Source organism: Streptomyces vulcanius (assembly GCF_042653945.1).
GTDB lineage: Bacteria > Actinomycetota > Actinomycetes > Streptomycetales > Streptomycetaceae > Streptomyces > Streptomyces mangrovi.
Window position 1 is genome coordinate 177,036 of the sequence record NZ_JBHSFK010000020.1, and the last position, 20,645, is coordinate 197,680.

General features: G+C 71.8%; 19 protein-coding genes. 10 read left to right on the forward strand and 9 right to left on the reverse strand.

All coding sequences use genetic code 11. The features are described 5' to 3' along the window. Window positions 1-35 precede the first annotated feature (35 nt). From ACFPIH_RS29000 to ACFPIH_RS29025, 6 genes are read left to right on the forward strand one after another with little or no spacing between them, the layout of a single operon-like run. The gene (locus ACFPIH_RS29000; RefSeq protein WP_381178372.1) at window positions 36-1,214 is read left to right on the forward strand and encodes an amidohydrolase family protein; all 1,179 of its coding nucleotides are present in this window, start codon (window positions 36-38) and stop codon (window positions 1,212-1,214) included. Next, a complete protein-coding gene (locus tag ACFPIH_RS29005) occupies window positions 1,211-2,653 on the forward strand; it encodes a FadD3 family acyl-CoA ligase (RefSeq protein WP_381178375.1) in 1,443 nt (480 codons plus the stop codon). The genes ACFPIH_RS29000 and ACFPIH_RS29005 overlap by 4 nt, the downstream gene beginning before the upstream one ends. Beyond that, window positions 2,650-4,224 carry a methylmalonyl-CoA mutase family protein gene (locus ACFPIH_RS29010; RefSeq protein WP_381178377.1) on the forward strand — a complete coding sequence of 525 codons (1,575 nt, stop codon included), beginning with the start codon at window positions 2,650-2,652 and terminating at the stop codon, window positions 4,222-4,224. The genes ACFPIH_RS29005 and ACFPIH_RS29010 overlap by 4 nt, the downstream gene beginning before the upstream one ends. Continuing rightward, complete coding sequence (locus ACFPIH_RS29015; RefSeq protein ID WP_381178379.1) at window positions 4,224-4,646, forward strand: cobalamin B12-binding domain-containing protein; 423 nt, start codon at window positions 4,224-4,226, stop codon at window positions 4,644-4,646. Before ACFPIH_RS29010 ends, ACFPIH_RS29015 begins: the two co-directional genes overlap by 1 nt. A 1-nt stretch (window position 4,647) precedes the next feature. Next, window positions 4,648-5,604 carry a TIGR03564 family F420-dependent LLM class oxidoreductase gene (locus ACFPIH_RS29020; protein ID WP_381178382.1) on the forward strand — a complete coding sequence of 319 codons (957 nt, stop codon included), beginning with the start codon at window positions 4,648-4,650 and terminating at the stop codon, window positions 5,602-5,604. Further along, the gene (locus ACFPIH_RS29025; RefSeq protein WP_381178385.1) at window positions 5,601-6,641 is read left to right on the forward strand and encodes a CaiB/BaiF CoA transferase family protein; all 1,041 of its coding nucleotides are present in this window, start codon (window positions 5,601-5,603) and stop codon (window positions 6,639-6,641) included. Before ACFPIH_RS29020 ends, ACFPIH_RS29025 begins: the two co-directional genes overlap by 4 nt. A gap of 8 nt (window positions 6,642-6,649) precedes the next feature. Here ACFPIH_RS29025 and ACFPIH_RS29030 read toward each other — a convergent pair whose 3' ends face one another. Then, complete coding sequence (locus ACFPIH_RS29030) at window positions 6,650-7,417, reverse strand: SDR family NAD(P)-dependent oxidoreductase (protein WP_381178388.1); 768 nt, start codon at window positions 7,415-7,417, stop codon at window positions 6,650-6,652. Window positions 7,418-7,500: 83 nt separating this feature from the next. Between ACFPIH_RS29030 and ACFPIH_RS29035 the strand changes: the two genes are divergently transcribed. Both ACFPIH_RS29035 and ACFPIH_RS29040 read left to right on the forward strand, forming a co-directional pair. After that, complete coding sequence (locus ACFPIH_RS29035) at window positions 7,501-8,829, forward strand: acyl-CoA dehydrogenase family protein (RefSeq protein ID WP_381178390.1); 1,329 nt, start codon at window positions 7,501-7,503, stop codon at window positions 8,827-8,829. Then, complete coding sequence (locus ACFPIH_RS29040) at window positions 8,826-9,872, forward strand: phosphotransferase family protein (protein WP_381178393.1); 1,047 nt, start codon at window positions 8,826-8,828, stop codon at window positions 9,870-9,872. Before ACFPIH_RS29035 ends, ACFPIH_RS29040 begins: the two co-directional genes overlap by 4 nt. Window positions 9,873-9,879: 7 nt before the next feature. Here the strand turns inward: ACFPIH_RS29040 and ACFPIH_RS29045 are convergent, their stop codons facing one another. After that, entirely contained in the window at window positions 9,880-10,647 is a 768-nt protein-coding gene (locus ACFPIH_RS29045; protein ID WP_381178395.1) for an SDR family oxidoreductase, read from the reverse strand. A gap of 66 nt (window positions 10,648-10,713) precedes the next feature. Here ACFPIH_RS29045 and ACFPIH_RS29050 point away from each other — a divergent pair, with 66 nt between their 5' ends. After that, entirely contained in the window at window positions 10,714-12,147 is a 1,434-nt protein-coding gene (locus ACFPIH_RS29050; protein ID WP_381178398.1) for a class I adenylate-forming enzyme family protein, read from the forward strand. Beyond that, window positions 12,140-13,270: a thiolase family protein gene (locus ACFPIH_RS29055; RefSeq protein WP_381178401.1), complete on the forward strand. Its 1,131-nt coding sequence runs from the start codon at window positions 12,140-12,142 to the stop codon at window positions 13,268-13,270. The genes ACFPIH_RS29050 and ACFPIH_RS29055 overlap by 8 nt, the downstream gene beginning before the upstream one ends. Before the next feature lie 18 nt (window positions 13,271-13,288). On the opposite strand, the gene ACFPIH_RS29060 is transcribed toward ACFPIH_RS29055, so the two are convergent. From ACFPIH_RS29060 to ACFPIH_RS29090, 7 genes are all read right to left on the reverse strand, one after another. Beyond that, complete coding sequence (locus tag ACFPIH_RS29060; RefSeq protein WP_381178404.1) at window positions 13,289-16,522, reverse strand: NACHT domain-containing protein; 3,234 nt, start codon at window positions 16,520-16,522, stop codon at window positions 13,289-13,291. Continuing rightward, window positions 16,519-16,863, reverse strand: a complete 345-nt coding sequence (locus ACFPIH_RS29065) for a trypco2 family protein (protein ID WP_381178407.1) — start codon at window positions 16,861-16,863, stop codon at window positions 16,519-16,521. The genes ACFPIH_RS29060 and ACFPIH_RS29065 overlap by 4 nt, the downstream gene beginning before the upstream one ends. A gap of 107 nt (window positions 16,864-16,970) precedes the next feature. Then, on the reverse strand, window positions 16,971-17,774 hold the full coding sequence (locus ACFPIH_RS29070) for an acyl-CoA thioesterase (protein WP_381178410.1): 804 nt from the start codon (window positions 17,772-17,774) through the stop codon (window positions 16,971-16,973). A 10-nt stretch (window positions 17,775-17,784) separates the two neighbouring features. Continuing rightward, window positions 17,785-18,555, reverse strand: a complete 771-nt coding sequence (locus ACFPIH_RS29075; protein ID WP_381178413.1) for an acyl-CoA dehydrogenase family protein — start codon at window positions 18,553-18,555, stop codon at window positions 17,785-17,787. A 4-nt stretch (window positions 18,556-18,559) separates the two neighbouring features. Further along, window positions 18,560-19,678 carry an acyl-CoA dehydrogenase family protein gene (locus ACFPIH_RS29080; RefSeq protein WP_381178416.1) on the reverse strand — a complete coding sequence of 373 codons (1,119 nt, stop codon included), beginning with the start codon at window positions 19,676-19,678 and terminating at the stop codon, window positions 18,560-18,562. Then, entirely contained in the window at window positions 19,675-20,085 is a 411-nt protein-coding gene (locus ACFPIH_RS29085) for a nuclear transport factor 2 family protein (RefSeq protein ID WP_381178419.1), read from the reverse strand. The genes ACFPIH_RS29080 and ACFPIH_RS29085 overlap by 4 nt, the downstream gene beginning before the upstream one ends. A gap of 66 nt (window positions 20,086-20,151) precedes the next feature. Further along, window positions 20,152-20,616: a pyridoxamine 5'-phosphate oxidase family protein gene (locus tag ACFPIH_RS29090; RefSeq protein WP_381178422.1), complete on the reverse strand. Its 465-nt coding sequence runs from the start codon at window positions 20,614-20,616 to the stop codon at window positions 20,152-20,154. Window positions 20,617-20,645: the final 29 nt, after the last annotated feature.

Consider the following 20,645-nt stretch of genomic DNA (forward strand, 5'->3'; position numbering starts at 1 on the left):
ATACGATTCTCGCGATCGGTGAAGGAGGATCTCCCATGCCCTCTCGTGACGTCGCGTATCCGCTGTTCGACGCGGACAACCACCTCTACGAGACCCAGGAAGCGCTCACCCGGTACCTCCCCCAGCAGTACGACGGGGCGATCGAGTACGTGAACGTCCGTGGCCGCACGAAGATCGCGATCCGCGGGCAGATCAGCGAGTACATCCCGAACCCCACCTTCGACGTGGTCGCCCGCCCCGGCGCCATGGAGGAGTACTTCAAGGTCGGCAACCCGACCGGCAAGACCCGCCGGGAGATCTTCGGCGAGCCGATGCGCTCCGTCCCCGCCTTCCGCGAGCCGGCCCCGCGTCTGGAACTCATGGACGAACTGGGCATCGAGCGCAGCCTGATGTTCCCGACCCTCGCGAGCCTCATCGAGGAGCGGATGAAGGACGACCCGGAGCTGATCCACGCGGTCATCCACGCCCTCAACCAGTGGCTGCACGACACCTGGGGCTTCGCCTACAAGGGCCGTATCTTCACCGTCCCCGTCATCACGCTGCCGATCGTGGAGAAGGCGATCGACGAGCTGAACTGGGTCGTGGAGCGCGGCGCCCGCGCGATCCTGATCCGCCCGGCCCCCGTCCCCGGCTTCGGCGGCACCCGCTCCTTCGCGCTGCCCGAGTTCGACCCGTTCTGGAAGCGGGTGGTGGAGACCGGCGTCCTGGTCGCCTTCCACTCCTCCGACAGCGGCTACGCGAACTACGCAGGCGACTGGGAGGGCAACAAGCGGGAGTTCCTGCCCTTCAGGCCCAACGCGTTCCGGCAGGTCAACGAGTGGCGGCCGATCGAGGACGCGGTGTCCTCGCTGATCTGCCACGGCGCGCTCTCCCGCTTCCCCGAGCTGAAGGTCGCCGTCATCGAGAACGGCGCCTCCTGGGTGGAGCCCGTGCTCGGCCGGCTGGCCGACGTGCACAAGAAGATGCCGCACGAGTTCCAGGAGGACCCGGTCCAGGTCTTCCGACGGAACATCCACATCAGCCCGTTCTGGGAGGAGGACATGGCCGCCCTGGGTGACCTCATCGGCATCGAACGCGTCCTGTTCGGCTCCGACTACCCCCACCCGGAGGGCCTCGCCGACCCCGTCACCTACGTCGACCACCTGGTGAAGCTCACCGAGGAGGACAGGGCGAAGGTCATGGGCGGCAACCTGGCCCGACTGATCGACGGATGACCACGACCGTGCGCTGGCACAGCATTCCCGAGCTGGTGCGCGACGCCGGTGAGCGCTTCGGCGACGCCGAGGCCGTCGTCGACGGCGACACCCGCCTCACGTTCGCCGAGCTGGCCGAGCAGGTCCGCCGCACCGCAGGGGCGTTCGCCTCGGCGGGCGTCGGACCCGGCGACCGGGTCGCGCTGTGGGCGCCCAACTCGGCCGAGTGGATCGTCGCCGCCTTCGGCCTGCTCACCGCCGGCGGCGTCCTCGTCCCGGTCAACACCCGGTTCCGCGACGAGGAGGCCCACGACATCGTCGTACGAAGCGGCGCGAAGCTGCTGCTCGTCCAGAACGGCTTCCTGGACCGGGAGTTCACCGGCCCGCCCGGCGTCCCCGTCGTCGACCTCACGTCCGACGGGTTCCTCGGCTCGGGCGAACCCCTGGAACGGACGGTCGGCGCGGACGACCTGGCCGACATCATCTTCACCTCCGGTACGACCGGTCGCCCCAAGGGCGTGATGACGACCCACGGCCAGACCCTCCGGCTGTACGCGGAATGGTGCGACCTCGCCCAACTGCGCACCGGAGACCGCTACTTGATCGTCAACCCGTTCTTCCACATCTTCGGCTACAAGGCCGGCCTGGTCGCCTCGATGATCCGGGGCGCGACCATCCTGCCGCTGGCCGTGTTCGACGTCGAACGGGTCCTGGAACTGGTGGAGAAGGAGCGCGTGACGGTTTTGCCGGGGCCGCCGACCCTCTACCACTCCCTGCTGGCGGCGGACGCCGGCCGCGACCTGTCCTCGCTACGGGTCGCGGTGACCGGCTCGGCCGACATCCCCGTCGCACTGGTCCGCCGCATCACCACCGAACTGCCGTTCCGCCATCTGATGACCGGCTACGGCCTGACCGAGGCCGGCACCGTCACCGCCTCCCGTCCCGGCGACCCCTACGAGGCCGTCGCCACCACCGTCGGCCGCCCCTGCGAGGGCTTCGAGATCCGTGTCGCCGACGACGGCGAGGTCCTCGTCCGGGGCTACGGCGTGATGCGCGGCTACCTCGACGACCCCGCCGCCACCGCCGAGGCCGTCGACCCCGAGGGCTGGCTGCACACCGGCGACCTGGGCGAACTGGACGACGACGGCCGCCTGAAGATCGTCGGCCGCAAGAAGGACATGTTCGTCGTCGGCGGCTTCAACGCCTACCCGGCCGAGATCGAGGGCTTCCTGCTCCGCCACCCGGCGGTCGCCCAGGCCGCCGTCATCGGCGTGCCCGACGAGCGCATGGGCCAGGTCGGCAAGGCGTTCGTCGTCCCGCGCGGCGAGGTGAGCGAGGCCGACCTGATCGCGTGGGCGAGGGAGCGGATGGCCGGCTTCAAGGTGCCCCGCCATATCGAGTTCCGCACCGAACTCCCGCTGGGCGCCACCGGCAAGGTGCTCAAGGACCGGCTGTCATGACCGACGAAGCCACACCCTCCGGTATCCCGCTCCGGCCGGTCTACGGCCCCGCCGACCTCCGAGCCGAACCGCCCGACCCGGGCAACTTCCCCTTCACACGCGGCAATTACCCCACCGGCTACCGGGGCCGCACCTGGACCCTGCGGCAGTACTCCGGCTTCGGCACCGCCGAGGAGTCCAACCGCCGCTACCGCTACCTCCTCGACCAGGGCGGCACCGGCCTGTCCGTCGCCCTCGACCTGCCCACCCAGTGCGGCTACGACTCCGACGACCCCGAGTACGGCGACGAGGTCGGCCGGGTCGGTGTCGCCCTGGACACCCTCGCCGACGCCGAGATCCTCTTCGACACCATCCCCCTGGACCGCATCAGCACCAGCTTCACCATCAACGGCACGGCGGCGATCCTGCTGGCGCTGTATGTGGCGGCAGCCGAGAAACGCGGCATCCCCCGCGCCAAGCTCACCGGCACCATCCAGAACGACATCCTCAAGGAGTACGCCTCCCGGGGCACCTGGATCTGGCCGCCCGAGCCCTCGCTGCGGCTCATCGCGGACACCATCGAGTTCTGCGCCGGACAGGTGCCCCGTTTCAACGCGATCTCCGTCGCCGGAGCGCACTTCCGCGACGCGGGCGCGAGCGCCGTGCAGGAGATGGCGTTCACGCTCGCCGACGGGGTGACATACGTCGAGACCGTGCTCGCCCGCGGCCGCATGACCGTCGACGAGTTCGCCCCGCAGATCTCCTTCTTCTTCTACACCCACGGCGACTTCTTCGAGGAGGTCGCCAAGTACCGTGCCGGGCGGCGGCGTTGGGCGACGCTCGTGCGGGAGCGCTTCGGTGCGAAGACCGACAAGGCGTGCATGTTCCGCTTCGGATGCGTGGCGGGCGGGGCCTCGCTGTACGCGCCCCAGGCCCGCAACAACACCGTCCGGGTCGCCTACGAGGCGCTCGCCTCCGTGCTCGGCGGGGTGCAGTCGATGTTCACCGCGGCCTGGGACGAGCCGTTCGCGCTGCCCAGCGAGGAGTCCGCGACCCTCGCCCTGCGCACCCAGCAGATCCTCGCCCACGAGACGGGCGTCACGAAGGTCGCCGACCCGCTCGGCGGCTCCTACTTCGTCGAGGCCCTCACCGACGCCACCGAGGAGCGTGTCGAGCGGATCATGGCCGACCTGGAGGCGCACGGCGGCATGGTCCGCTGTATCGAGGACGGCTATCTGCAGGGCCTGATCGCCGACGAGGCATGGCGGGCGCACCAGGCCGTCGACTCGGGCGAGCGGCCGGTCGTCGGCGTCAACCGCTTCACGGTCGACGAGCCCCCGCCCGACCTCGCCACCTACGAACTGGACGCCGACGGCCGTGAGCGCCAGCTCAAGCGCCTGGCGCGGGTGAAGGCGGAGCGGGTCGCCGCGGACGTACGCGCCCGGCTGACCGACCTCCGCCGCGCCGCCGAAGGAGACACCAACCTCATGGGCCCCCTGATCGACTGCGCCAACGCCTACTGCACGGTGGGCGAGATGGCGGACGCCCTGCGCGAGGTGTGGGGCGAGTTCCGGCAGCCGGTGGTGTTCTGATGCACCGTCAAGCACAGGCGCCGGTCCGGGTGCTCGTCGCCAAGCCCGGCCTCGACGGGCACGACCGTGGAGCCAAGCTGGTGGCCCGTGGTCTGCGCGACGCCGGTTTCGAGGTCGTCTTCACCGGCATCCGGCGCCGCGTGGACGACATCGCCACGACCGCCGTACAGGAGGACGTGGCACTGGTCGGCCTGTCGATCCTCTCGGGGGCGCACCTGGCCCTGACCCGGCGCACGGTAGAGGCCCTGCGCGCGGCCGGCGGGGACGACATCCCGGTCGTGGTGGGCGGCACCATCCCGGCGGGGGACGTGCCCCGGCTGAGGGAGGCCGGAGCCGCCGCCGTCTACCCGACGGGCACCCCCCTGGACGTCATCGTCGCGGACATCCGCGCCCTCACTGCTTCAGAACCCGAAGAGGACTGACATGCGCGTCGGAGTGATGAGCGGCCCCGAGCGGGGCGACGCCGCGTACAAGGCGGCCCGGATGGTCGACGACGCGCGCTGGGCGGAGGAGGCCGGCTTCGACACCGTGTGGGTGCCGCAGGTGCCCACCGACTTCGACGCGCTGACCGCCGTCTCCCTGATGGGCCAGGCCACTTCACGCATCGAGCTCGGCACGGCGGTCGTCCCGGTCCACGCCCAGCACCCCGTCGCCCTCGCCCGCCAGGCCCTGTCGGCCCACGCGGCGGCGGACGGCCGGCTCGCCCTCGGCGTCGGCGCCTCCCACCACTGGATCGTCCGCGACATGCTCGGCGTCCCCTACGAGAAGCCCGCCGCGTACACCCGCGCTTACCTGGAGGTGCTCAACGAGGCGGTGAGCGGGGTGAGTTCGGTGGACGTGGAGAACGAGCACTTCCGGGTCCACAACCCGCTCACCATCGCCCCGGTCACCGAACTCCCCGTCCTGATCGCGGCCTTGGGCCCGGTGATGCTGAGGATCGCGGGCGAGCACACCGGCGGCACGATCCTGTGGATGGCGGACGAACGGGCCGTCGGCGAGCACGTCGTCCCGACCCTCACCAAGGCCGCGGAGTCGGCGGGGCGTCCGGCGCCCCGCGTCGTCGCCGGCATCCCGGTGTGTCTGTGCGCGCCGCACGAGGTCGACGCGGCCCGCGAACGCGCCAACCGGATCCTCGGCGAGGCGGACATCTCGCCCAACTACCGGCGCCTGCTGGACCACGGCGACGCCCGCGATGTCGGCGACCTGTGCGCGGCGGGCGACGAGGCGGCCATCGAGGCCCGCTTCCGGCGGTTCGCGGACGCGGGCGTGACGGACCTGTCGGTGCGGCTGCTGCCGATCGGCAACGGCCGCGACGAGCTGGTCGCGTCCAAGCTGCGCACCCGGGACGCGGTGGCGGCGATCGCGGCGGCGTTCCGTTGACCGGCGGTCCCCTGGCCGGCCTGCGGATTCTGGAGGTCGGCCACATCCTGGCCGGTCCGTACGCCACGATGCTGCTCGCCGATCTCGGTGCCGAGGTCACCAAGGTCGAGCCGCCGGGCGGGGACCTCTCCCGCCAGGTCTCCGACGCCTACTTCGCGAGCCTCAACCGGGGCAAGCGCTCGGTCCGCGTCGATCTGGCGACGGCGAAGGGCCAGGAGCACCTGCATCGGCTGGTCCGCGACACGGACGCCCTCCTCGTCAACCTCAAGCCCTCCGCCGTCCACCGCTTCGGCCTCACCTACGAAGCCCTGCGCCCCGTCAACGAGCGGCTGGTCTGTGTGTCCCTGACCGGCTGGGGCATGGCCGCGGGCGACGAACCGGCCTTCGACTACGTCGTCCAGGCGGCCACCGGCGTCGCGGCCCTGACCGGCGCCCCGGACGGCCCGCCCCTCCTGCCCGGCTACTCCTCCGCCGACAACTCGGCAGGTCTCGCCGCCGCGTTGGGGCTGCTCGCCCAGGTCGTCTCCGGGCGCGGCGGTCAGATCGAGGTCTCCCTGCGGGACGTCATGCTCTCCCAGCTCAACTACCACGCCGCCGCCTGGCTGAACGACGGCACGGCCCCCCGCCGCCTCGGCGGCGCCCATGCCTACTACGTCCCCGCGCAGCTCTTCCCCACCGCCGAGGGCCATCTCGCCCTCTTCGTCACCCACGACGCCTTCTGGCGCGCCTTCGCCGCCGAGGCCGGCATCGAGGGCCACGACACGATGGCCGAGCGCGCGGCCCACCGCGAGGAGGTCGTCGCCGCCGTGACCAAGGCCCTGGCGGCGGACACGGCGGCGGGCTGGGAGGCCCGGCTACGTCCCCTGCGGGTGCCGGCGGCCGCTGTCCGCACCCTCCCGGAGGCCCTGGCGGCGGCCCCCGAGGCCGTGGTGGAGGCGGGCGGTACCCGCCTGGTGGCGAGCCCGTTCCGGGTCACGGGGTACGAGCCGTCGTACGGCCCGCCCCCGCGCCTGGGCGAGCACGGCGACCTGACCTGACCTGGCGGCTACGGCATCCCGCCGTCCACCCGCAGCGTCGCCCCGCTCGTGTACGACGACGCGTCCGACACCAGGTAGAGGGCGGCGCCCACCACCTCCTCCGGGGCCCCGATGCGTTGCAGCGCGTGCGGGCGGACCCCTTCGGCCAGCGCCTCGGGGTCCTCCTGCCAGCCCCGGGTCGCCCAGGTCGCGAAGGGGCCGCACATCAGGGTGTTGACGCGGACGCTCGGGCCGAGGGCGTGGGCGAGGCCGACCGTGACGGCGTTGAGCCCGGCCTTCGCCGCCGCGTACGGCACGATCGCCGGGCGCGGGCGGAGCGAGCCGGTGGAGCTGACGTTGACGATCGTGCCGCCGCCGGCCGCCGCCATCCGGGCGCCCGCGAGGACGGACAGCCGGAAGGGGCCCTTGAGGTTGAGGTCCAGGACGGCGTCGAACATCCGCTCCGTCACGGTGGTCAGGTCGTCGTAGACCGGGGACATCCCGGCGTTGTTGACCAGCGCGTCGAGCCGGCCGAAGCGGTCGTACACCGCGTCCACCAGGCCCGGCAGCTCGTCCCAGCGGCCCACGTGGACGGCGTGGGGGAGGGCCGCGCGGCCGGTCTCCCTCTCGATCTCCTCGCTCACGGCGACACAGGCCTCGTACTTCCGGCTGGCCACCACCACGTCCGCGCCGCAGCGGGCGGCGCCGAACGCCATCGCCCGCCCCAGCCCCCGGCTGCCGCCGGTGACGACCACGACCCGGCCGGTGAGGTCGAACAACTCGTCCGCGTATCCCATCCCGCCTCCTGGAGCATTCTCCTGAGTGAGAGTAAGGTTCTCGAATGTGCAGAATAGCATTCTGATGTGAGGGAGGATGCGTCATGTGGGACTTCAGTACCGACGACGCGTTCCAGGAGAAGCTCGACTGGGCCGCGACACTCGTCCGCGAGGAGATAGAGCCGCTGGACGTGCTGTTTCCGGGCAACGCCGACCCTTACGACCGGCAGAGCGAGGTCTTCCGGGAGGTCGTACGGCCGCTCCAGCGGCGGGTGCGTGAGCAGGGGCTGTGGGCTGCCCATCTGCCGCCCTCGCTCGGCGGGATGGGCATGGGCCAGGTGAACCTCGGTCTGCTCAACGAGATCCTGGGCAGGTCGAGTTGGGCGCCGATGGCGTTCGGCACCCAGGCCCCGGACTCCGGCAACGCGGAGATCCTCGCCCACTACGCCACCGAGGAACAGCGCAAGGAGTATCTGGAACCGCTCCTCGACGGCCGGATCGTCTCGACGTTCGCGATGACCGAGCCGACGGGCGGCGCGGACCCCGGCGGTTTCACCTGCACGGCCGTCCGCGAGAGCGGGGGAGAGTGGGTGATCAACGGCGAGAAGTGGTTCGCCTCCAACTACCCGCTGGCCGCCTTCGTCATCGCCATGGTGATCACCGACCCGGACGTCCCCGTCCACCAGGGCGCCTCCATGATCCTGATCCCGGCCGGCACCCCCGGCATGGAGATGGTGCGCGGCACCGGCATGGGCGGCGAGCCGCTCGGTGAGGGTGTGCACGCCTACCTCCGCTTCACCGACTGCCGGGTCCCCGCCGAGAACCTCCTCGGCGAACCGGGCTCGGGCTTCCTCATCGCCCAGACCCGTCTCGGCGGTGGCCGGCTCCACCACGCGATGCGCTCCGTCGGCCAGTGCGGGAAGGCGCTGGAGATGATGACCGAGCGCGTCGCCACCCGCCGTACCCGTGGCGGCGCCCTCGCCGACCAGCAGGCGGTCCGCCACCAACTCGCGGACACCTGGATCCAGATCGAGCAGTTCCGCCTCCAGGTGCTGCACGCCGCCTGGCACATGGACAAGGCCAACCGCACCGGCGACCGCGCCGACAGCCGCCGCGCCCGCCTCCATGTCTCCGGCGTGAAGGTCGCCACCCCGAAGGTCCTGGTCGACGTCGCCTACCGCGCCCTGCACCTGCACGGCGCCCTCGGCGTCTCCAACGAACTGCCGCTGACCAAGATGTGGCACTCCGGCCCCACCCTGGGCGTCGCCGACGGCCCCACCGAGGCCCACCAGGACGTCGTGGCCCGCCTGTTGCTGAAGGACGCCACCCCGGCCGACGACCCGCTCTTCGGCTCCGCCCACCTTCCCACCCGGCTGGCCGCCGCCCGCGCCCAGTACGCCGACCGCCTTCCCGAGACGGCGGTGGCCTGGTGAGCGACGACGACCTGAAGGCCGACCTTGACCGGCTCAACGAGTGGCCCGGCCTCGCCGGCCTCCCCGGCGAGGGCCCCGTGGCCGCCCTCGAACCCCTCACCGGCGGTGCCCAGAACCTGCTTTTCACCCTGCGCCGCGCCGACGGCACCGAACTCGTCCTGCGCCGCCCCGGCCGCCATCTGCGCTCCGGCGCCTCGGACGCCTTCCGCCGCGAGAGCCGCGTCCTGGCCGCCCTCGCAGACACCGACGTACCGCACCCGCGCCTGCGGGCGAGCGTCCTCGACGAGGACGTGCTCGGCGGGCCCTTCTCCGTCCTGGAGAAGATCGAGGGCTTCGCACCGCGCGGCAGGCTGCCGGGCCGGTACGCCGAGGACCCGCACTGGCGCCGCACCCTCGCCCTCGCCCTCGTCGACGGCGCCGCGAAGCTCGCCGCCGTCGACCCCGCCCGCCACGGCCTGGCCGATCTGGGCCGCCCCGAGGGCTGGTTGGCCCGCCAGACACCCAAGTACCTGAAAATGCTGCACGGTTACCGCGACGACCCCGCCTACCGGGAGGGCGAGTCCCCCGAGGTCGACCGGGTCGCCGACTGGCTCACCGCGCACACCCCGAAGGACGGCGCGACCGGCATCGTCCACGGCGACCTGCAGTTCGCCAACGTCATGTTCGCGTACGACGCCCCGCGCCTCGCCGCGATCGTCGACTGGGAGATGGCCTCCCTGGGCGACCCGCTCCTCGACCTCGCCTGGATCCTCACCGCCTGGCGCGAGCCCGGCGACCCACCCGGCAGCGACCCCCAGTTCCAGCCCTGGGACGGCATCCCCGGCCGCGCCGAACTCGTCGCGCACTACGGCGAGTCGACCGGCCGGGACGTCTCCGGCTTCCGCTGGTACCAGGTCCTGGCCTGCTTCCGCCTCGCCGCCCTCCTGGAGGGCAGCTACGCCCGCGCCCTCGCGGGCAGGATGAACCGCAAGCTCGGCGAGGGCCTGCACACCTACGCGGGCTGGCTGTGGGCCAAGGCCCGCCAGGAGATGGACCGGGACTGAAACCCGGTTACTTCGGCGGGAACCTCAACGCGCCGTCCAGGCGGATCACTTCGCCGTTGAGGTAGTCGTTCTCGCACAGGTGCTGGACCAGGGCCGCGTACTCCTCGGGGTGCCCCATCCGCCGTGGGTGGGGCACCTGCGGTCCCCAGTAGGCCTCCAGTTGGTCGGCGGCCTTGCCGTAGGCGGGGGTGAGGACCGTGCCCGGGGCCACCGAGACGACGCGGATGCCGAGCGGTGACAGATCGCGGGCGGCGACCAGTGTCATCGCGGACACGCCTCCTTTCGCCGCGGCGTAGGGGAGTTGGCCGATCTGACCCTCGTAGGCCGCGATGGACGACGTCATGACGACGACCCCGCGCCCGCCGTCCTCGCCGAAGGGCGCCGTGCGGGCGAGGGCCGCCGCGGCCAGCCGCAGGACGTTGAACACACCGGTGAGGTACACGTCGACCGTCGTACGGAACCCGTCCAGGGGCAGCGGTGAGCCGTCCTTGCCGACCAGCCGGCCGCCGCTCGCCGGGCCGCCGTGGCAGTCCACCGCGATCCGGAACGTGCCCGCCCCCTCGGCCTCCTCGACCGCGGCCGTCACCGAGCCCTCGTCGGTGGCGTCGGTGCGCACGTACCGCACCCCCAGTTCCGCCTCCAGCGCCTTGCCCTTGTCGTCGGCGAGGTCGGCCACCACGACCCGGGCCCCGGCCGCGTGCAGCCGCCGTACCGTCGCCTCGCCGAGACCGCCCGCGCCGCCGACCACCAGGGCCGAGGAACCTTCGATCCGCACGACAACTCCCCTCTCCCGCACCCGCTCTTGCAAGTGGGCCTCTTACTGTATGAGAATGACGTTCTCATGAACATAGCCGTGATCCTGGAAATGGCCGCCTCCGCGGGAGACCGGTCGGCCGTCACCGAGGGCGGCCGCTCGCTCTCCGCCGCCGGACTCCAGCGCCTCGCGCGCCACGCGGCCGACCGCTTCCGTGACCGCCCGGCGGTCCTGTACCTGGGGGCGAACCATCTCGCCTACCCGGTCGCCCTCTTCGGCGCGGCCCTGGCCGGGGTCCCCTTCGTCCCCCTCAACTACCGCCTGTCACAGGAGCAGTCGAGCGAACTGATCGACCGTCACCCGGGCGCCGAGGTGCTGCGCCCCGACGACCTCGACGCGCTCCTCGACCCGCCCGGGGAACCGGAGTCGGCGTCCGCCCCCGACGACCGGGACGCCACCGCCGTCACCCTCTACACCAGCGGCACCACCGCCGCCCCCAAGGCGGCCCTGCTGCGCCACCGCCATCTGCTCGCCTACGTCTTCAACACCCAGGACTTCGGCTCCGCGGACCCGGACGACGCGACCCTCGTGGCCCTGCCGCCGTACCACGTGGCCGGCCTGATGAACCTGCTCACCAACCTCTACACGGGCCGCCGCATCGTCTACCAGTCCTCCTTCGAACCGGCCGACTGGCTGGCGACCGTACGCCGCGAGGGCGTCACGCACGCCATGCTCGTGCCGACCATGCTCGCCCGCATCACCGCCGAGCTCGGCGCGGCCACGGCCGACGCGCCGAGCCTGCGCAGCCTCGCCTACGGCGGCGCCCGCGCCCCCCGCCCGGTGGTCGAACGGGCCCTGCGCCAGTTCCCGCACACCGGCTTCGTCAACGCCTACGGCCTCACCGAGACCGCGTCCTCCATCTGCGTCCTGGGCCCCGACGACCACTGGCGGGCCATCGTCTCCGACGACCCCGCCGTACGCGAACGGCTCGGCTCCGTCGGCCGCCCGCTGCCCGGCATCGAGGTGGAGATCCGCGACGAGGACGGCAAGGCCCTGGAGGCGGGCGCCATCGGGCTGGTCCTCGTGCGCGGGGAGCAGATCTCCGGCGAGTACGCGGGTGCCGAGGGAGGCGGCGAGGACGGCTGGTTCGCCACCCGGGACCGGGGGCGGCTGGACGCCGACGGCTACCTCTACATCGAGGGCCGCGCCGACGACACCATCATCAGGGGCGGCGAGAACATCGCGCCGGCCGAGATCGAGGACGTACTCCTGGAACATCCCGGTGTGCGGGAGGCAGCCGTCCTCGGGGTGCCCGACGCGGAGTGGGGGCAGCGGCTGGTCGCGGTCCTCGTCGGAGCGGGCGATCCCGAGGAGATCAGGGCCTTCGCCAGGACGCGTCTGCGCTCGTCCAGGACCCCGGACACGGTCGTCTTCCGCCCCGAACTGCCCCGCACCGCCACCGGAAAGCTCCTGCGCCGCACCCTCGTCGCCGAGTTGGAGGAAGAGGCCGCCGATGCCTGAAGCCGTGATCGTCGCCGCGCTGCGCACCCCGATCGGCACCGCGTTCAAGGGAACCCTGCGCGACACGACCGCCTACGAACTCGCCGAGCGGGTGATCAGCGCGGTGGCGGAGGGCCTCGACCCCGCCCTCGTGGACGACGTCGTCCTCGCCGAGTCGCACCACGGCGGCGGAGTCGTCGCCCGGCACGCCGCGCTCACCGCCGGACTGCCGCACGTACCGGGCCTCGCCCTCAACCGGCACTGCGCGGGCGGACTCTCGGCCGTACAGGCCGCCGCCGCGTCCGTGCGGGCCGGCATGGACCGGCTCGTCCTCGCGGGCGGGGTCCAGTCCCTGTCCACCGCGCCCCGGCTGTCGTACGGGGACGCGGAACGCTGGGTGCCGCCCTCCCACCCCGACCGGCCCGACGCGCCCAACCTCGACATGTCGGTCACCGTCGGCTGGAACACCGCCGTCCGCGCCGGGATCAGCCGCACCGAGATGGACGACTGGGCGCTGCGCTCCCACCGCAACGCCGTCCGCGCCCTGGACGAGGGCCGCTTCAAGACGGAGACAGTCCCCGTCGACACCCCGCACGGCGCCTTCGAGGCCGACGAGCACCCGCGCCGCGACACCAGCGCCGCGAGACTGGCCGCGCTGAAGCCGCTCCACCCGGAGATCGACGGGTTCTCGATCACGGCAGGCAACGCCTCCGGGGCGAACGACGCGGCGGCGCTGCTCGCGGTGGCCGACGAACGCTCGGGGCTGCCCGCCCTCGCCACGGTCCGGGCCTGGGCCTCGGTCGCCGCGGACCCGGCGGAGACCGGCCTGACCCCCGTCCAGGCCATCCCCAAGGCCCTCGGCCGGGCCGGGATGACGGTCGGCGACGTCGACCTCTTCGAGATCAACGAGGCGTTCGCCTCCGTCCCGGTCGCCGCCGTCCACCGCCTCGGCCTCGACGCCGACACGGTCAACGTCAGCGGCAGCGGCTGCTCCCTCGGCCACCCCGTCGCCGCCTCCGGCGCCCGCATGCTCGTCACCCTCATCCACGAACTGCGCCGCAGGGGAGGGGGAGTGGGCGTCGCATCCATGTGCGCGGGCGGCGGTATGGGGTCGGCGGTGGTGGTGGAGGTGGAGGCGCCGTGAGGTGCGCGGGATACGCGTTCACATCTGTCTGTGCCACATTGCTTCGCTCTTGAGCGCTGCCGACGCGTGGACCTGGTCGCGGGAGAAGCCGACGAGGTGAATGCGTAGACCTCGCAGGTTCTCGAGCTCGGTCAGATCAACGACGGCCTTGTCCGAGGATGAGTGGAGGTACAACTCGGCCAGGGAAGGGAACGTGGTCCGGAGACGGTCGAGGCCTGTGACCGTGTTGTCTCCGACGGCGAGCGCCAGATGTGTTGTCCGCGGTTGAACGACGGCAGACGGCAACTCGTATCCGTACCGAGAGAACAGAACAAGGTGCGTCAACTCGGGCAAGCGCGTGAGCTGTTCCAGCGCCTCTGCGACAGGGCCGAGGACGCCCAGGTGCGTCAGCCTGGTCCAACCAGCCTGCTGCTCCGGCCAGTCAGAGGGCATCGCGTTGAAGGACAGGTGCTCCAGGCCCGGAAGCGGCGGCAGTTGGAAGCTGGCATTGCCGCGGTGTGCATACCAATGGAAACTGCTGAAAATCGAGCTCTTCTGCTTGGGGAAAAGTGAGGAGAGGTTAGACCACGGGGTGCCTATGGAGAGTTCGACCAGACCAGGTGCTTTGGCCAACGGGGCGAGGGAGCGATTCTCAATGAGAGAACCTTCCAGGTGCAGGAATTGGACGTTGTGCTCGGCAGCGAAGTCGGCCACTTCAGCGAGGAAACCGTCTTGAGAGACCAGGAGACTTCTGACCTCGCCCACAACAGCCGCATGGCTCAATTCGTCGGGCGACTGGATCTGCAGAAAGGGCAGGTCCAGACCGGCGAGGATGTCGGCGGCGTACTCCGGTCCGGGGAAGAGGTTCCAGAACCCGACGAGTTCCCTGGCCTCTGAGCGGCGTACCTCCGCTGGGATCTGCCTCAGAAGGCGCAAGGCCTCGGGACCTCTGATCCTCTTGGCCAGGGCGAGCGTATTGCCTCTGGAGGCCTGGATCTTCCAGTCGATCTTCCGCTCGATCGCGGTGAGCAGGTCGGGCCCCACAGCCACGTACTCCTCCAAGGAGCGGAAGAGGAGCCCAGCGGTTTCCGGTAGCGTCAGGAACGACCGCGCCACCCCCGTGACCAGCACTTCCCGGTCCGCCTCGGACATCTGCACCGCGTAGGGGATACAGGAGGCCGCCGCCAACCGCATCCGCTCCCGTCGGCGGCGGTTCGTCTCCAGACGTACCTTGCGGCGGAACTGGGTGACGAACTCGCCGGTGTCCGCGACCGTGCACTGGCTCATCGCGAAGTGCAGGACGTCGTTCCAGGTCTCGTCGCCCGCGCGGCCGGCCAGCTGGCCGAAGGCACGCCGGGCCACCATGTCCGTCGCCGCAAGATAGTCCTGGAAGGTGCGGTGGCTGAAGCGCAGGGTGTCCTCGCTGAGGGCGACGAGCAGTCCGCTGCGTTCCTGGAGTGCCTTGCGGATCTCCCCGGCCGTGCGGGCGCCCGCCTCACGCCCGAGGCTGAGCAGCCGCTCGTCGACCTTCTGGTCGAAGCGCTCAGGGGTGATCTCCCGTTCGCCCTCGGTGGTGAGGTATCCGGCCACCCACGACAGGATCGCGCGACGCTGGTCCACGTCCAGGTGGGGGAGTGGATCGGGGACCTCCCGGTCCTCGTCGCGCAGGCCGAGCATCATGTCGATCGTCTTCTTGTACAGCTCGTGCCGGAACCGCGGCAGCCGGGTCGCGTGCACTTCGTGGAGCTTGCACAGCACGGCGCAGAGCAGCGGGCTCGCGGCGAGCGCGGCCAGGTCGTCGGACGCGTCGACCCGCTCGATCAGGCTGGTCTCCAGCGAGGTCAGCCGCGCGATCCGGCGCTCGCTCTCTTCTTCGCCATACCGTGCCGATCGCACTCCGAGGACGGCCGCCCGGTGCCACTTGCGGATGAGCTCCGAGCGCTGATCCTTGTTGAGTTCGCGGAGCCGGAGTTCGGCGAATCCGAGCTTCCTCGGCGGCTGCCAGTGCTCGATCGCCTCGGGCCTGCCGGTGACGATGACGTGCAGCGAGCGGAAGTCGCGCAGCAGCGCGCCGATCCAGCGGAGCACGCCGTCGCGGTGGATCTCCAGCACCTCGTCGAGGCCGTCCACCAGCAGCAGCGCCCGGCCGCCGTCGAGCATCCGGTGGATCCAGCCGTCCGGCGGCGCGGCGCCGGTGCCCATGCGGCTGAAGCGCAGGAACTGCTCGGGCTGCGGGAGCACCCCGTCCGATCCCTCGGCCTGCTTCCAGCGGGGTGCGTACATGTCGCGGAGCCGGATCAGGAAGGGCACCTGGTCGTTGAAGGGCTCCAGGGGCCCCTTGCAGGAGCGGCGGGCCATCGACACCGCCACCCATTCGAGCAGGGTGGACTTGCCCGCGCCCGGGTCGCCCCGCAGCAGCAGACGGGGGTTCTTCGGCAGCAGCTGCTCCACGGGCCGTGCCTGGTCGTCCTGGGTCAGCCTGGTCGGGGGCAGTCCGGCGTGGAGGCTGACGTATGCGTGCTCGATCTGCATGTCGTCCTCCAGCCCGCGCTGCCCCAGCCCGAACAGCTGGATGTGGCCGAAGCGCCGGATCACCTCCTGGCGGTAGGTGTCGAGGAACGCGCTGTCCCGTGCGTCCCGCGCGGTGAGCGGAGGCCCGGTCCGGCATACGGCGCTCAGCAGGGGCGATGCGTCGCGGAAGGCGCTGACCGGCACGGCCTCCAGCCGGGAGTGGCCCCAGCCCGCCGAGTCGCGCACGATCACCCCCACCAGCCAGCGACCCGCGTGGAAGACCGGTGTACCCGACATGCCGCCCCAGGGGTGGTCGCCAGTGGGCGGATGGCCCTGCAACTCCAGGGAGAGGTAGCCGTGGGTGTCGGCGCTGTTCGACGCCACGCGGAACCGGGCCTCCAGTGGGGTCACACCGGCTGTGGGGCGGGTCATCACGGTGGGCAGGCCGAGGGCGGCACAGTCGTCGAACTCCGCGTCTGCCGCCAACTCGCTGAGGACGACGGGTGTCAGCTCGCCCTCCTCCGCCAGCTTTCCCGTGGTGAGGAGGGCGACGTCGTGCCCGGTCCACACCACCTCGGCCGGTGCGTAGCGCAGACCGGTCAGCCGACAGACCTGCAGCTCGCCCGGCGGCACGGACGCGACGACATGACCCGCGGTGAGGACGACGTCCGGGGCGAGGAGATAGCCGCTGCCCCGTACCGCGCCGTCCTTGGTGATCACGGCCACGAGGTGGGCGCGGCCGGGATGACGCAGCGGGCTCATGGGACGATGCGGTGGCTCGGGTCGACGGTGTTGATCTCGGGACTCTCACCCGTCGACGCCGAGACCGGGGTGAGGTTCAGCTTCACCCGGTGTGTGGTCGCCGTCGACCACTTGCCCTCGGCGTCCGCCGTGACCACCCACGCCTTCACGCCGCCCTTGACGGTCTTGTCGCGGGTGAGCGCCACGGTGAACTCCAGCTCGATCGGACCGACCTGGAACCGGATGTCGGAGCCGGGAGCCGTCCTGGCCGCCTCGGTGATCTGGGTGCGCAGCGCCTGGACCGCCGAGACCAGGTCGATGTCGATCGGTGTGGCCTCGGTGTCTTCGGGGGTGTTCGGCATCTTCGGACAACTCTCCCATCAGTAGAGCAGGTTGCTGCCCGACATAATGGGGCACGAAACGGCCCGGCAAGGGGCGGATCGGCCGAATGCCGGCCCGGGTTCGGTCGTCAGTTCGTGAACCGGAGCAGCGCCTCCTGCGTGTACGAGGCGAGCAGGGTGCCCTGTTCGGTGAGTACGTCGCCCCGGCCGAAGCAGCGGCCGTGGGCGGCGACGGGGCTGTGCTGGCGCAGCAGCAGCCAGGCGCCGGTCTCGGGCGGCCGGTGGAACCACACCGTGTGCGAGGTCACCGCCGAGGCGAACGCGCGCCCCGAGTCCGTCTGTGCGACCCCCTCCACCGGCCGCAGCGCGGTGCCGATCGGGGTGAGGTCGGTGGCGTACGCCAGCAGTGCCGGCCCGAGCGACCGGTGCGTCTCGGGGACACGGGTCCACAGCTCGAACACGGGCGGCTCGGACTTCTCGGTGTCGAGGTCGGTCACGGCCCGTGACTCCCAGGGCAGGAGCGGGAGTTCGGCCGTGTGTTCCGGCCCCGGGAGGGCGGGGGCGGGGTCGACGGACTGCCGGTCGGGCCCCTGCTCCCATGTGTGCAGGCTCGCGTTCGCCACGGCCACGACCCCGTGTTCCTGGCGCGCCACGAGCCGTACGGCGGCGAACGTCCGCCCCTCCTGCGGGACTTCGGTCTCGTAGCGCACCGACTCCCCGGTGCGGCCCTCCCGCAGGAACTGCGTGTGCAGCGACTTCAGGCCCTTGCCGGGCGCGGCCAGACCGGCGGCGCGGGCGAACTGGGCGAGCAGCTGGCCGCCGAACAGCCGCCGGTACTCCAGCTGTTGTGAGCCGCCCTCGTAGGTGCCCTGGCCGAGGGGTGCGAGGTCCAGGCAGTCGAGCAGGTCGGGCCAGAGGTCGACGGTCGTCATCGGAGGCTCCTCACAGGTCGACGAGACGGGGTGTGCGGCCCTCGCGCAGCAGCAACGACCCGGCCTCACGGGTCAGTTCGCGGGCGGAGCCGAGCAGCCCGTCCAGGACGAGCGCGCGTCGCACATGCCGGTGCAGTTCGTGCTCGGCCGTGAACCCGATACCGCCCAGGGCCTGTTGGCAGTGGCGGGCGGCGGTGAGCGCGGCCCGTCCGGCGGCGGCCTTGGCCAGCAGCGCCCCGGTGTCGTCGGCCGCCGCGGTCAGCGCCGCCTCCGCGCCCTCCAGGGCGACGTACGTCTCGGCCAGCCGGTGCCGCAGCGCCTGGAAGGAGGCGAGCGGGCGCCCGAACTGATGCCGGTCCAGGACGTGCCGGCGGGCCAGGGCGAGCATCGCGTGCCCGGTGCCGAGCAGCCACCAGCCCAGGGCGCGGCGTCCTGCGGCGAGTCGCGGGAGCGGTACGCCGGAGTCGACGCGCCGCAGCGGGAGTTCGGGGTCGAGCGGGCTGTCGTACGACGATCCGTCCCTGAGCCAGAGCACCAGGGTGCCGCCCGTGAACGGCAGGGGCGGGGTGCCGCCGAGGGGGCGGCCGGCCGCGTGCAGGAGGACGTCGTTGAGGACCGGCGCGTGGGTGCCCGTCTCGCCGAGCAGGCGGAAGACCAGCGGGACGACCGTGTCCGGTTCCTCTATGAGCATGTCGGGCCAGCCCAGCTCGGCGAGATCGGCGCCGGAGGTGAGGGTCTTGCGCAGGGCGTCCGCCAGGAGGGCGCGTTCGGCCTGGTCCACGCGGTCACTCCTTTCCGAGGTCCAGCAGCCGGCGGGCGACGATGTTGCGCTGGATCTCGGCCGTGCCGCCGTAGATCGTCGCGGCCCGCGAGTAGAGGTATTCGGTGCGCCACGGTGAGTCGGCCAGTTCGATGGTGCCCGGCAGCAGGTCACGGACCGTGTCGAAGAGCCGCTGTTCCGCGCCCGCGAGCAGGATCTTGTCCACGGAGGTCTCCGGGCCGAGCCGTCCGCCGGTGGCGAGGCGTGCCTGGGTGGCGGCCGAGCGGCAGCGCACGGTGTGCAGATCGAGCCAGGCGCCGCCCAGCGCGTCCGGGTCGGCCTCGCAGCTGTCGGCGAGCAGGCGGTCCAGGCGGCTGTAGAGGTGGGCGATCCGGTGCCAGAAGCAGGTGGAGCGTTCGTGCGGCAGCAGGTCCATCGCGAGGCGCCAGCCGTCCCCGGGCGTGCCGAGCAGCCGGGACTCCGGGACGCGTACGCCGTCGAGGAACACCTCGGCGAACTCGTCCACGCCGTGCATCGTGCGCAGCGGGCGGACCGTGATGCCGGGGGAGTCCATGTCGACGAAGAACGCGCTGATCCCGGCGTGTCCGGGGCCGCCGGTGCGGGCGAGCAGCACACAGCGGGCGGCGTACTGGGCGAGGCTCGTCCACACCTTCTGCCCCGACACCACCCAGCCGGCCCCCTCCGGGTCGCGGACCGCCCGGGTGGTCAGGGACGCCAGATCGCTGCCGGAGCCCGGTTCGGAGAAGCCCTGGCACCACTGCTCGGCGCCGCCAAGGAGCCGGGGCACCATCTCGGCGGCCAGCGCGGGCGGCGCGTAGTCCAGCAGGGTCGGGACCAGCACCTCGACCATCGACCAGATACCGGGCTCGGCGAGGTCCCGGGAGGCGGCCTCCTCGCCCAGCACCGCGCGCAGCGCGCTCGGCCCGCCGAGCCCGCCCACCTCGGCCGGCCAGCCGTACCGCATCCAGCCCGCTGCCCACAACGCCCGCCGCACCCGGCCGAGTTGGGCGACCTGTGCGTCCAGGCCGTGGTCCGCGGAGTCCGGGGACAGGTCGTGGTCGTCGAGCCAGCCGCGTACCTCGCGCCGGAAGACGTCGAGGTCGGCGAAGGGAGACACCCTCATGACCGGGTGAAGGCGTGCGGTCGCCCCGAGTCGTGCGCGCCGCTGCGCCGGATGAAGGTCATCGCCCGGGTGCGCAGCCGCCAGCCGTCCGGGGTGCGGAGGTAGGTGTCGTTGTAGTAGCCGATGCGCATCTCGTGCCGGGAGTGCTCCACGAAGCACAGCGGCTGGGTGCCGGTCGCCGTGTCCCCGGCCAGCTCGATCACCGGGGTGCCGACGAGGAAGAGGCCCTTGGGGGCGGCGGAGACCAGTGCCGGGAACCCGTCGAGCGAGTAAGTGTCGCCGAACGCGCTGTAGGTGCCGTCCGGGGTGAAGACGGCGAGCACCTCGTCCACGTCGCCGCGGGTCATCGAGACCGCGTAGCGGCCGAGGAGCTGCTCGATCTCCACCAGGTCGTCGGTGTCGCTCAAGGGACCTCCAGTGAGAATCTCATTCTCGCGAATGAGTATCACGCTTCCATGGGGTCGCGTCCTCCGTCAACGCCGAAGCTTCCGGAAGTCCCAGCTGACCACCTCCTCCGGCACCATCCGCAGCCAGCCGTGCCGTCCGTCGTACCGGAACCGCCCGCCCGCGTACTTCTCGCCGAACAGCCGCTCCGGCTCGATGAGCTCGTCGTACGGCTCACCCGTGCGAGGGACCTCGCCGACCGCCTCCGCCGGTCCCCGCAGCTCCACCCCGCGCAGCGCCGTGAAGTCGAAGCCGCCGTCGTCCACGACCACCGCGAGCCGCCCCTGTTTCACCACGTCGGACCAGCGTCTGCTGCGGGTCAGCGAGTTGAGCCACAGGGCGGTGCCGTCCCAGACGAACCACAGCGGGCTGATGTGCGGATGGCCGTCGGACGCGGTGACGGCGACCCGGCAGACCGGCTGGGCACGCAGGAACGCGTCGGTCTCGGCGGCGCTCATCGCGATCGCGGTGCCCCGCCGCTGCTTGCCTGTCATAGAACCTCCCGGTGTGATGGCTGTGTGCG